The sequence below is a fragment of the Tumebacillus flagellatus genome (assembly GCF_000714935.1).
Taxonomy (GTDB): domain Bacteria; phylum Bacillota; class Bacilli; order Tumebacillales; family Tumebacillaceae; genus Tumebacillus; species Tumebacillus flagellatus.
This window is the reverse complement of the sequence record NZ_JMIR01000054.1, coordinates 1-11,985: the sequence shown is the minus strand read 5'-3', so window position 1 is coordinate 11,985 and position 11,985 is coordinate 1. Positions and strand designations below refer to the sequence as shown.

11 protein-coding genes and 1 pseudogene are annotated in these 11,985 nt (G+C 58.7%); 3 read left to right on the top strand and 9 right to left on the bottom strand.

All coding sequences use genetic code 11. From position 1 onward, the window contains the following. Positions 1-143: 143 nt before the first annotated feature. Entirely contained in the window at positions 144-1,259 is a 1,116-nt protein-coding gene (locus EL26_RS22340; RefSeq protein ID WP_038094539.1) for a serine hydrolase domain-containing protein, read from the bottom strand. 117 nt (positions 1,260-1,376) lie between these two features. Here EL26_RS22340 and EL26_RS22335 point away from each other — a divergent pair, with 117 nt between their 5' ends. Next, a complete protein-coding gene (locus tag EL26_RS22335) occupies positions 1,377-1,916 on the top strand; it encodes an Hsp20/alpha crystallin family protein (protein WP_052036711.1) in 540 nt (179 codons plus the stop codon). 35 nt (positions 1,917-1,951) lie between these two features. Here the strand turns inward: EL26_RS22335 and EL26_RS22330 are convergent, their stop codons facing one another. The 8 genes from EL26_RS22330 to miaB all read right to left on the bottom strand — a co-directional run bounded on the left by EL26_RS22330 (position 1,952) and on the right by miaB (position 11,131). After that, complete coding sequence (locus tag EL26_RS22330; RefSeq protein ID WP_038094537.1) at positions 1,952-2,146, bottom strand: hypothetical protein; 195 nt, start codon at positions 2,144-2,146, stop codon at positions 1,952-1,954. A 110-nt stretch (positions 2,147-2,256) separates the two neighbouring features. Further along, positions 2,257-2,487 carry an RNA chaperone Hfq gene (gene hfq / locus EL26_RS22325; protein WP_038094535.1) on the bottom strand — a complete coding sequence of 77 codons (231 nt, stop codon included), beginning with the start codon at positions 2,485-2,487 and terminating at the stop codon, positions 2,257-2,259. Between the two features lie 50 nt (positions 2,488-2,537). Beyond that, positions 2,538-3,485: a tRNA (adenosine(37)-N6)-dimethylallyltransferase MiaA gene (gene miaA / locus EL26_RS22320; protein WP_038094533.1), complete on the bottom strand. Its 948-nt coding sequence runs from the start codon at positions 3,483-3,485 to the stop codon at positions 2,538-2,540. Beyond that, a complete protein-coding gene (locus tag EL26_RS22315) occupies positions 3,482-4,294 on the bottom strand; it encodes a class I SAM-dependent methyltransferase (protein ID WP_052036710.1) in 813 nt (270 codons plus the stop codon). Before EL26_RS22315 ends, miaA begins: the two co-directional genes overlap by 4 nt. Then, complete coding sequence (gene mutL, locus EL26_RS22310) at positions 4,294-6,432, bottom strand: DNA mismatch repair endonuclease MutL (protein ID WP_038094531.1); 2,139 nt, start codon at positions 6,430-6,432, stop codon at positions 4,294-4,296. The genes EL26_RS22315 and mutL overlap by 1 nt, the downstream gene beginning before the upstream one ends. 3 nt (positions 6,433-6,435) lie before the next feature. Further along, positions 6,436-9,087 carry a DNA mismatch repair protein MutS gene (gene mutS / locus EL26_RS22305; RefSeq protein WP_081857421.1) on the bottom strand — a complete coding sequence of 884 codons (2,652 nt, stop codon included), beginning with the start codon at positions 9,085-9,087 and terminating at the stop codon, positions 6,436-6,438. Between the two features lie 167 nt (positions 9,088-9,254). Further along, positions 9,255-9,659 carry a YlbF/YmcA family competence regulator gene (locus EL26_RS22300; RefSeq protein WP_038094526.1) on the bottom strand — a complete coding sequence of 135 codons (405 nt, stop codon included), beginning with the start codon at positions 9,657-9,659 and terminating at the stop codon, positions 9,255-9,257. Further along, positions 9,656-11,131, bottom strand: a complete 1,476-nt coding sequence (gene miaB, locus EL26_RS22295) for a tRNA (N6-isopentenyl adenosine(37)-C2)-methylthiotransferase MiaB (RefSeq protein ID WP_038094524.1) — start codon at positions 11,129-11,131, stop codon at positions 9,656-9,658. The genes EL26_RS22300 and miaB overlap by 4 nt, the downstream gene beginning before the upstream one ends. A 139-nt stretch (positions 11,132-11,270) precedes the next feature. On the opposite strand from miaB, the gene EL26_RS22290 reads away from it, so the two are divergent. Together EL26_RS22290 and EL26_RS22285 are read left to right on the top strand one after the other, a co-directional pair. Next, entirely contained in the window at positions 11,271-11,450 is a 180-nt protein-coding gene (locus tag EL26_RS22290) for a hypothetical protein (protein WP_038094522.1), read from the top strand. 299 nt (positions 11,451-11,749) lie between these two features. Then, positions 11,750-11,985 (top strand): annotated as a pseudogene (locus EL26_RS22285) (IS3-like element ISBth8 family transposase); the annotation flags it as partial.

Below are 11,985 nucleotides of genomic sequence, written 5' to 3'. Positions count from 1 at the left end.
ACTTGAACCCACGACATTCGGTTTTGGAGACCGACGTTCTACCAACTGAACTATGCCCCTGTGTGCTGTTCCCTCGCAGGCGTTCCGTCGAGGTTGCGATTTTAATCATATCTTGAACACCTGCGAATGTCAACACCCTTTTTTCAAACTGCCAGCACGCGAGCCAGAGCTTCTTCCACTTCGTAAAACGCCTCGCCCTGCTTGATTTCCGCCCCGTTGATGCAATAGCACAGACCGAAATTCTCTTCCTTGCTGAAGTACATCCCCGTCAACACGCCGTACGCATCGCCCGCATGCCCGTACAAGCGCATGCCTTGCAGCAGATCGTCGGTGATGTGCACATGCAATCCTTTTTGCTTGTAGAGCCCGTTCACGCCGCAGCCCCGCCACTGTTCGCGGTGCATGAGCTGCAACGTCTCCGGCCGGAGCAGGCCGCCGAGCCCCTGTTGATGAGCGAGCAGGAGCTTCACGAGATCGAGGACGCTCGCCCGGAGTCCGCCCTGCGGCGAGAAGATCATGCCGTTGGTGCCAACCTCGTAGGAACGCAAATCTTGCGGAATCGGTTTGACGCCTTGATAGTGGTCGATGCGCGGCTCATGCTCGGCGTTGTAGATCACCGAAAGCCGGTTGATCTCTTCAAGGTCCTGCACGTTGAACGACGCGCGCATGCCGAGCGGCTTGCAGATGTTCTCGCGGACATAGACGTCAAACCGCTCGCCGGACAAGCGCTCCAAGATCGTCGCGAGGATCCCCGTGCCGAGGTTGGAGTACTCAAACTTCTCCCCCGCCGCCCACGGAGCCCAGATGTCGGCGGTGTAATACCTCCCGCCCGGCACCAGCAACTCCCGCATCTGCGGCGGTTCATCGGTGGTGCGCGACGCCCCCAGGAAGCCGTAGTACGCTTCTTCCGCGGCGGGAGTCTGCTCTTCATGCAAAGATCCGTTGTGCGTCAACAGATGGCGCACGGAGATCGCCCGCTCCGGGTGATTCGGGTTGCGCACCGAAAAGCCCAGCAGCTCGCCGATGTCGTCGTCCAACTGAAACTTGCCCTGCTCCCACTGCTGCATGAGCGCCGTGCCGACCATCACTTTCGAAATCGACGCCACGCGAAACATCGTCTCCGGTGTCACCGGCAGCCCGCGTTGAAGATCGGATACGCCAAACCCTCCGCTCCAGCTGACTTCACCCGCCCGCACGACGGCAGCCGACAGCCCGACTGCTCCGTACTTCGCCATCAACGCTTGCAATTTTTCTTCCATGTCTCCCGCTTCCCTTCACGCCCGTTTTTCACAATTGTAGGGCGACTGGTGGAACTTGTCAAAAGGGAGCGAATCCCCGGCAACCTGCATAGGTTGTAACGTGGAGGTGTGAGCAAAATGAACAACCCCTTGGACGGTTTTCGCTCGCTTGCCGGACTGAATGATCAATTGCGGAAGATGTTCGGCCCGCAATTTTTTCAAAATATCATGAAACAGATGCCGCAAAACGAACTGAAAACTTTTCACGACATGGACTGGGAGCAGATGTTTGGCAAGCAACTGTTTGCCGAAAACAAAACGGCAGTCTACCCGCGCATCGACATGTACGAGACCCAGCAAGAAGTCGTCGCCGTCGTCGAAGCGCCCGGACTGGAAAAAGCGGCCGACGTCAAATTGAGCATCAACCCCGACTCCCTCACCCTCTCCGGGTCGCTCGCCGGCCGCTTCGCCTCGATCAAGGAGGAGCGATTCTACCTCAACGAGCGCTTCCGAGGCTCGTTTGAGCGCACCGTCTCCCTCCCCGCCCGCGTCCGCCCGCAAGGAGCCCGCGCTTCGTACAAAAACGGCCTGCTGGAGATCCGCATCCTCAAAGTCCCCGGCAAAAAAACCACGCCCGCCAAAAACACGGGCCGCAACGTCCCGATCTCGTTCGGGTAAAAAAAGAGGAGAGCCGCCGTCGGCCCTCCTCTTTTCTACGTCCAGATGTCTTCGCCGTTCAGGGCGTTCGCGTCCGCTTCCCCCTGCTCGACGGAGATTTCGCCGCTTTGGAACGCTTCGTGAAACCAATACGCGAGCGAATCCACGGCGTCGGAAACCGGCAGTTCTGCGGCCTTCACGTCGTTGAGAATCTCAAAGATGTGCTCGACCGACTCACGATGTTTTTCCATTACAAAACGCCTCCTCACCGCTCTAGTCTTGCCACCCGCGCTCCAAAATAAAAAAAGAAGCGTTCACGACGGAACGCTTCCCAAGCCTTCTCTATAGAGAACGCTTGCCTTTACTCAGCAGCGTGGAAGCTTACATTCTTCATCGGGGTAAACGTCGAGATCGCGTGCTTGTAGACCATCTGTTGCTTTCCTTCCGACTCCACGATGATCGTGAAGTTGTCGAACGCCTTGACGACACCGCGAATTTGGAAGCCGTTCACGAGGTAAATGATGACCGGGATGTTGTCCTTGCGGATCTGGTTCAGAAAGTGATCTTGGATATTGATCTGTTGTTTGTTCAAGGTATTTACCCCCATATCTTTTTTCTATATGGATACTATTCGAAACACTACTATGAAATTCCTTCTCGCAATTGATCAATGATTTGAAAGCGTTGCTCAAACGTGGTGCCCAACGCGTCAAACCACTGAATCGACGTCTCCCGCCGCCACCAAGACAGCTGGCGTTTGGCGTAGCGGCGCGACCCTTGTTTGACCGCCTCGACCGCTTCTTCCAAGGTCAGACGGCCTTCGAGATGGTCGATGATCTCCTTGTAGCCGATTCCCTTCATGCTTTGCAGATCGCGGGAGTACCCCTCGGCGAGCAGGTGCCGCACTTCTTCGATCAAGCCTTGCTGCATCATCAGGTCGACGCGCAAGTTGATGCGCTCGTAGAGCTTCTCGCGGTCTTCGAGGTTCAACCCGACGACGAGCGTGTTGTATTTCGACTCCGGCGGCTCTTCCGTGTACGCCTGTGACATCGGCTTGCCGGTCGTCTCAAACACTTCCAGCGCGCGGATGATCCGCTTCACGTCGTTCGGGTGCAGACGCTCGGCGGTCGCCGGGTCGATCTCTTGCAAGCGGTTATGTAAAAAAGCTCCTCCGCGCTCGTCCGCCTCGGCTTGCAAGCGGGCGCGAAACACGGGATCGGCAGAGGCTTCGGTGAAGTCGAGATGGTCGGTCAACGACTTGACGTACAGCATGGTGCCGCCGACGACGATCGGCAGTTTGCCGCGCGCGTGGATGTCTCTGATGACGCGGTCGGCGTAGGCTTGATAGTCGGCGACCGTAAACGGCTCGTCCGGGTTGATCAAGTCCAGCCCGTAGTGCGGGATGCCCTCCGTCTCCTCCGGCGTGACTTTCGCCGTGCCGATGTCCATCCCCCGATAGATCTGCATGGAGTCTGCCGAGAGAATTTCCCCGTCGTAATGCTTGGCGGCGGCGATGGAAAACGCCGTTTTGCCCACGGCGGTCGGGCCGACCAAGATCAAAACGAACGGTTTGTCCGGTCTCTGGCTCATGACGGTTCCCCTCCTTGCCCCTCTTCCAAATCGATCACCCCGTAGTTGATCGTGCCCGTTGATTTTTTGGGAATGAAAAACCCGAGGCGGGCGAATTCCTTGGAGTACCACCGCTCTTTGAGCACGATGCGGCGGCGGGCAACGCGGCGGGCTTCCTCGATCGCCGCTTCGGACAGCGGGCGGTCGTCGCCGAGATGGCGGAGCGGTTCCATGTATTGCGTCTTCTGCACGGTGCGGCGGAACATCGGGTCGAAGTAGATCACGTCGACCGACTTGTCCGGCTGCGCGCGCAAATAGTCGAGGTGGTCGGCGCAAAGCACTTCCACGCGGCGCATCGCAACGTTGACCGCTTGGGTGTCGACGCTGACTTCTTGCAGTCCGCGTTGGACGAGCAAGGCGATCACCGGCGAGGACTCCAAGCCGATCACGCGGCCGGTTTCGCCGACCGCATGCGCAAACACGATCGCATCCGAGCCGAGGCCCAGCGTGCAATCGAGGACGGTGTCGCCGGGACGAACCCCGGTCCGCTCGATCACTACATCATTTTCGCCACTTTTCAGCCGCTTGATTCTCGTATTCGCCATGGAAGGATGGAAAAAAAACTCCTGATCCTCCACGTGCAGCGTCACGCGGTCGGCGCAGACAAGCACTTCGTCAACGCCGTAGTCGGCGCGCAGGGTGGCGATGGCGCGTTTTTTGCGGATTATGTAAGGGGCGTCCAGCGCACTCGCGTAGGAGTGCGCCAGCGCCACCGTTTCGTCGGACGGCTTGTTGCCGGTCGTGACGATCAAACTGCGGGATTGGGTCACTACATCACCCTCTTGAATTGCTTCTCCAAGTCGTACGTCGACATGTGGATGATGATCGGGCGTCCGTGCGGACAGGTGAACGGGTTGTCCAGTTCGCGCAGTTGGTCGCACAGCGCGGTCATCTCCGGCATGGAGAGCCAGTGGTTCGCTTTGATGGCGGATTTGCAGGCTTTGGTGATGACTTTGGCCTCGATGAGTTGGCGCGGATCGGGCGTTGCTCCTTCTTGGAGGAGCTCGTCGATCAGCTCTTGGAGCAGCGCTTGAGTTTCAAGCCCTTCCCAGATGTCCGGCACGGAGCGGATCAGGAACGTCGTGCCGCCGAACTGCTCGACTTCGATCTGGCATTGTGCCAAGTCGGGAATGCGCTGTTCGAGGAGCGCCGCTTCGGAAGCGGTGAGTTCGACGGTGAGCGGGACGAGCAAGGGCAAGGGTTGAATCTGGCGGTCGGAGAGCTTCTTGGTGAATTTCTCGTACAGCACTTTCTCGTGCGCCGCGTGTTGGTCGATGATGTACAGGCCGGTGTCGTCCTGTGCGATCACATACATGCCCAACACTTGCGCCACCGGACGAAACTGCGGCATGTTCGGCCGCGCCGGGGTCGCTTCGGTGAAGGGGGATTGCTCGGGAGCAGGCTCCGTCGCTTCGCCAAGAAGTTGCGGGTCTGTAACGGATTCTCGCATTTGCTGTTGGCCAGATTCCGGCTGACGTATTGGTTGCTCCTGTTGCGTTTCTTGCGAAACGACCTTGTTTGACGAAGAGGGATCGCCCGCACCCGCGCTTTTTTCAACAGCCTCGGGAGTTGCCTGCGGTCGTTCGTAGACGCTCATCGCCGCGTCGACTTGGTGGCGCAGCGGGAGTTCGCGGCGCTCGTCCAGACGGCGGGACGGCTGGTAGGCGGTCGGCGTCTCGCGGACGACGGCGCCGCCGTTTGGCAGCGGGTCTTTGTACTTCGGCCCGTTCACCCCGCCACCCGGCGCCGGAGCACTCCCGTTTGAAACCGGGAACGTCCGATTCGCCGGTTGAAACCCCGTCGCCCGCGCAGGCGCAGACGGCGCGTCCGCTTTCGGCAACGGCAGGTCAAACGCAGCCTGCACCGATTTTTGCTTCGGCTCGGTCTGTACCGACTTCGCGGTGGCTTTCGGGATAAACGTCTGCTGTTGCAACGCGTTCTCCACCGCCTGCTGCACGGCGCTCGCCACGTCCCGTTCCTCCGAGAAGCGCACTTCCAGCTTCTGCGGATGCACGTTGACATCGACCAAACTCGGATCAAGCTCCAACGAAATCACACACACCGGATAGCGGTTGATCGGCAAGCGCGTATGATACGCCGCTTGCACGGCATTGAGCAATTGATAACTCTTCACATACCGCCCGTTGACAAAAAACGAACAGTGATTGCGGTTGGCCCGGTTCAGCTCCGGGAACCCCACCGCCCCCACAATTCGGTAATCATAGTCTGACCATTGCATCGGCAACATCTGCCGCGCCACATCATTTCCGTAAATCGCCGCCACCGCATGCAACAACTCGCCGTCTCCCGGCGACTGCAACAACTGCCGCCCGTTGTGGTACATGCGGAAGGAAATCTCCGGATGCGCCAAAGACAAACGGTTCACATAGTCGAGCATGTGGTGCAGCTCCGTCTGAATCGTCTTCAGATACTTCAAACGCGCGGGCGTGTTGAAAAAAAGATCCCGCACCGCAAAGTCGGTGCCTCTCTTCGCCGCCGTCACCCCGTGCGTGATCAACTGCCCGCCTTCGATCTTGACGAGCGTTCCTTCGTTCGCGTCGGCGGTGCGGGTCTTGACTTCCACCTTGGACACCGAGGCGATAGACGGAAGCGCTTCGCCTCGGAAGCCGAGGGTGCGGATGCGAAACAGGTCTTTTTCCGAAGAGATCTTCGACGTGGCATGGCGTTCAAACGCGAGCAACGCGTCTTCGCGCTCCATGCCGACGCCGTTGTCCGAGACTTTAATCAAGTCGAGACCGCCGTTTTCGATCTCGATGACGATTTCAGTGCTTCCGGCGTCGATGGCGTTCTCCAGCAGTTCCTTGATGACGGAAGCGGGGCGTTCGACGACTTCGCCGGCGGCGATTTTGTTGGCGAGGAGATCGCTTAAGACTTGAATCTTGCCCATCGCTTACTCCTCCCGCGCTTTCTGGTGCAGTTGGTACAGCAAGTTCATCGCATCCAGCGGCGTCAAGCGCATCACATCGAGCTTGCGCAGCTCGTCCACCACCGGATGCTCCGCCGCGTCAAACAGCGACAATTGCGCCGTCGGTTTCGCCGGTTTGGACGGTGCCGCGACAGACACCGGCGTGTTTGCCGCTTCCGCAATGCGGGGCTTCGTCTCGTGCCCGTGTCCGCCCTGCTCCAAGTCTACCAGAATTTCACGCGCCCGCGCCAAGACTTCCTCCGGAAGCCCCGCGAGCTTTGCAACTTGAATCCCGTACGAGCGATCCGCCGCTTGCGGCAAGATCTTGCGCAGGAACACGATGCTGTCTCCCTGCTCCTGCACGTGCGTCGAGTAATGCTTCACACCCGCGAACGACTCCGTAAACGTCGTCAGCTCATGATAGTGTGTCGCAAACAGCGTCTTGGCTCCCACCTTCGGACTTTGGTGCAGAAACTCCACCACCGCCTGCGCGATGGAGATGCCGTCAAACGTCGACGTCCCCCGCCCGATCTCATCGAGGATGATCAAAGAGCGCGGCGTGGCATGGTGCAAGATGTTCGCCAGCTCCACCATCTCCACCATGAACGTCGACTGCCCGCCCGCCAAGTCGTCACTCGCCCCGATGCGCGTAAACACGCGGTCGACGATGCCGATCTCCGCACGGTCTGCCGGAACGAAGCAGCCCATCTGCGCAAGGAGCACGATCAACGCCACTTGGCGCATGTACGTCGATTTCCCCGCCATGTTCGGCCCCGTGATCAGCGCAATCTGGTTCTCCGCCGTGTTCAACAGCGTATCGTTGGCAACGAACGGCTCGCCTTTCAACATCGCTTCCACGACCGGATGTCGGCCTTCTTCGATGTAGAGGCGGTCGTCGTTGTTGAGGACCGGCCGCTTGTAGCGGCGGCGGATCGAAACGGTCGCAAACGACTGAAGCACGTCGACGGCGGCAATCGATTCCGCCGCCTCTTGGATCTTGCCGAGAATCTCGCTGACGGCGTCGCGAACTTGGCAGAACAATTGATACTCCAAGTCCACCATCTTCTCTTCCGCTTCGAGAATCAGCGCTTCCTTCTCTTTGAGCCCCGGCGTGACATAGCGCTCTCCGTTGGTGAGCGTCTGTTTGCGCTCGTACGTCTCCGGGACGTACTGAATGTTCGCTTTGGACACTTCGATGTAGTAGCCGAACACTTTGTTGAAGCCGACTTTCAGCGACTTGATGCCGGTCGCTTCCCGCTCCTGTTGCTCCAACTCCGCCAGCCAGCGCTTGCCGTCGCGCGAAGCTGTTTTCAGCGTGTCGAGGTACTCGTCAAACCCGTCGCGAATCACGTTGCCCTCGCGCACGGAAATCGGCGGCTCCTCGACGATGGCGCGCTCGATCAAGTCCACGATCTCGTCAAAGTTGTCGATGCGCTGCCCGAGTTCCTTCAACAGCGGTGCTCCCGCGCTCTCCAACCGCCCTTTGAGGCTTGGCAACACCGCGAGCGATGAACCGATCGCCTGCAGGTCGCGGGCGTTCGCCGAACCGTACGAGACGCGGGCGACGAGGCGTTCCAAGTCGTACACGGCGTCGAGCAGTTGGCGGATGTCGTCGCGCAAGAGCAGGTTTTTGTACAGCTCCTCCACCGCGTCGAGGCGTTGCTCGATCCGCTCCCGGTTGGCAAGCGGGCGCTCGACATAGCGGCGCAGCAAGCGCCCGCCCATCGCCGTGACCGTCTCGTCCAGCAAGCCGAGCAGCGAGCCGTGCTTGCCTTTGTCGCGCAGGGTTTCCACCAGTTCGAGGTTGCGGCGGGAGAACGAATCGATCGTCATGTACTCGTCGCTCGTGATGTACGCGGGCATCTTGAGGTGGTTCAAGTTGCGCTTTTGCGTCACATCGAGGTACGCCAGCAACATCCCCGCCGCACAGAGCGCCTGCGGGCGGTTGGCGAGGCCGAACGAATCGACCGTCATCACGCCGTAGTGGCTCAGCAACACTTCCGAGGCGCGGGCGAGATTGTGTGTTTTTTCCAACCCTTCCGTCAGCACGCAAGCCAGCAGATCGCGCAACGTGATGGCGTGCGGGGTGGTTTTTTCTCCAAACGGCACGATGATTTCAGCCGGCTGATGGCGCAGCATCTCGTCGAGCATCTTCTGTTCGCTGTCGTGTTCCACGACGAGCAGCTCGCCGGTCGAGAGGTCGCAAAACGACAGCCCGAAGCTCCCCTCGCGCTCCACGACCGAAGCGAGGTAGTTGTTCGCTTTGGCTTGCAGACCCTTTTGCTCCATCACGGTGCCCGGCGTCACGACGCGCACGATCTCGCGGCGCACGATGCCCTTGGCGGCGCCCGCTTCCTCGGTCTGTTCGCAGATGGCGACTTTGTAGCCCTTCTCGACGAGGCGCAAGATGTAGCCCTCCGCCGAATGGTGCGGGACCCCGCACATCGGCGTGCGCTCATCGCCGCCCACCCCTCCGTTGGCGCGGCCGGTCAGCGTGATCTCAAGCTCTCTTGCCGCCGTCACCGCGTCTTCGTTGAACAGTTCATAAAAGTCGCCGAGTCGGAAGAACAAAAGCGCATCCGGTACCTGGGCCTTGGTCGCCATGTATTGTTCCATCATCGGTGTAAGTCGTGCCATTGCAGCTTCCTCCGCTCTTCTTTGCTAATTCGGACTTCATTATAACAAATCTAAGGTGGCTCGTCCGCTTTTTTACCGTGTAAGCGATACCCACACAACTTGGAAACCCCGCTGTAGAAAAAAAGACCCGCTGCCTCGGTTGGCGCGGGTCTTTGGGAGTTGAGAAATCAGCCGCACAGCGCGTCGTTGCCGTCGCAGGACGCTGCTTTGTCGCAGCCTTCCGCCGGGCACGAGCAGCAACCGCCCTCTGCTTCCGGGGCGAGGATGTCGAGACGGTCGGACAGCGTTGCCGCCAGAATCTTGGTGACGTGGGAGACCACTTCGGAGAGGTTCTCCTGCGCGATGGTGAAGCGGCGAACGACATCCAGCGATTCGAGGCGGTCGAGAATGTCGTCGACATCTTGGCCTTCCGCTTGCTTCGCTTGAATCACGCCGAGCAATTCGCGCGCTTCGCCGTGCTGGTGCAGGTCTTGTTCCGCTTGTTTGAAGATCGACATCTCCAGCGACTTCGTGACCATGTCGCCGATCTGGCGCGCTTTTTCCTCAAGTACAGGGGCTAACGTCGTGCTCATACTGCCGGGACCTCCTCCGAAACCAGTTCGCCGTTGAGCGTCCAGGTCTTCGCTTCAGTGACTCTCACGTTGACAAATTGGCCGATCAAATCCTTTGAGGCGCGGACGTGCACGATTTTATTCGAATCGGTGCGGGTTTGCAGCACGTCCGGGTTGTTCTTGGACTCGCTCTCGACGAGCACGCGCAGAACTTTGCCTTCCAGCGATTTGTTGATTTCCAGCGAAATGCGGTCTTGCACTTCGTTCAGGCGCTTCAGGCGGTCTTTCTTCGCTTCGTCGGTGACGTCGTCCGGCAGACGGGTCGCCGGCGTGCCCGCGCGCGGGGAGTAGATGAACATGTACGCGCCGTCGTAGCGCACTTCTTCCATCAGCGAGAGCGTCTCTTGGAACTGCTCTTCCGTCTCGCCCGGGAATCCGACGATGATGTCGGTGGTCAGCGTCACGTCCGGAATCTTGGTTTTGATGCGGTTGACGAGCTCCAAGTACTCTTCGCGGGTGTAGCCGCGCTTCATGCGGCGCAGCACCGCCGAAGAACCGGATTGCGCCGGGAGATGGATGTGGCTCGGGATGTTGTCGTACTTCGCGATCGTGTCGATCATCTTATCGGTGAAGTTCCACGGGTTCGACGTGGTGAAGCGGATGCGCTCCAAGCCTTCCACTTTCGCCGCCATCTCCAGCAGATCGCCGAAGTCGACGTTGCCGAGGTCGATGCCGTAGTCGTTGACGTTCTGGCCGAGCAGGGTGACTTCCTTATAGCCTTCCGCCGCGAGATCACGCAGTTCGGCGAGGATGTCTTCCGGCAGGCGGGAGCGTTCCGCACCGCGGGTGAACGGAACGATGCAGTAGGTGCAGAACTTGTTGCAGCCGTACTGGATGTTGACCCACGCGCGGATTTTGTCCTTGCGCAGTTTCGGCAAGTTCTCGATGGTCGCGTCCGACTTGTCCCACACTTCAAAGATCGTCTCTTTGGTGTGGTGCGCTTGCTCCAGCAATTCCGGCAGCATGTGCACGTTGTGCGTGCCGAACACGATGTCGACATGCGGGTGCTTTTCTTGAATCTTCTGACGGACGACCTCTTCTTGTGCCATGCAACCGCAGAGGCCGATCATCAAGTTCGGGTTCTTCGCTTTCATCGGTTTGAGCGTCCCGATGTGGCCGAAGACTTTGTCCTCCGCGTTTTCACGGACGGCGCAGGTGTTGTACAGCACGAAGTCCGCGTCTTCCAAGACGGCGGTCGGCTGGTAGCCCATCTCTTCGAGCATGCCCGACATGATTTCGGTGTCATGTTCGTTCATTTGGCACCCGTGGGTGCGGATGAGGTATTTTTTTCCTTCGCCGATGCGGCCTACGTCCTTGGCCACCGCGCGGTAGTCGACGCGGTTGCGCTCGCCGATCGTCGGGCGATGCGCGTCGAGTGCGTGCTGGTCCAAATCATCTATATGGATAAAGCCTTCGTTCTTGAAGGTGCTCATGAAATCATTCTCTCCTTTCGCGGATAATGCCTAAATGCCATTATATCAAAAGCACTCTGCACAACGCTACAGGGTAGAGCGGGACAAATTTTTGAACACACGATTTTTGAACACACTAGAAAAAAAGGAGGTGTCACGCATGCCTTGTTGCAACCATCCGGAACGGGCCGCCATCGTGGAGTGTGTCAATTGCGCTCGCGGCATCTGCGCGGAATGCGTGCCGGAAGATCCCCAACACGCGTGCTCGGCGGCTTGTCACACCGAAACGGCGCTCCTCAACTGGCGCTTGATCGGGTTGCCGTCGGCGATCTTCTACTAAGAGCGCCGCGAATTTTGTTGTGATTTCTTCGGACTGTCGACCAAACCCTCCCTCATATGCTTCTTTCACAAACCATTTGCATCTATCTTGCGCATCGGGGAGGCTCGATCACGATGAGCGGGGAACTGCTGGCGTTCTTGCTCTTGATCGTCGGCTTGATCGGCTGTCTGTATTGGCTCGCCCGCAATGAGATCGGCACCGAAGTTCACAAAGAAAAAAGCTGAATCCCCCTCGGGAGGTGGTAGTATCCCCTTACGGTAGACAGTGAAAAAAGAACCCATGGTATCATGGGTTCAACACTCATCAACCAGAAGAAGGTTAGGCGTTTGATGCGTGAGCTTGAAATCAGGTCTGTGATTCGCAAGAAGCACCCCTTTGCAGGACGTAAGCCGTCAGTGATTTTCGAAAACGTACTCGCACGTGAGTTCACAGCAGAACAGCGCACACAGAAGCTTGTGACAGACATTACTTACGTACGTGTCGGTGATAACTTTGTCTATCTCTCCGCAATTCTAGATCTATACAACAATGAAAT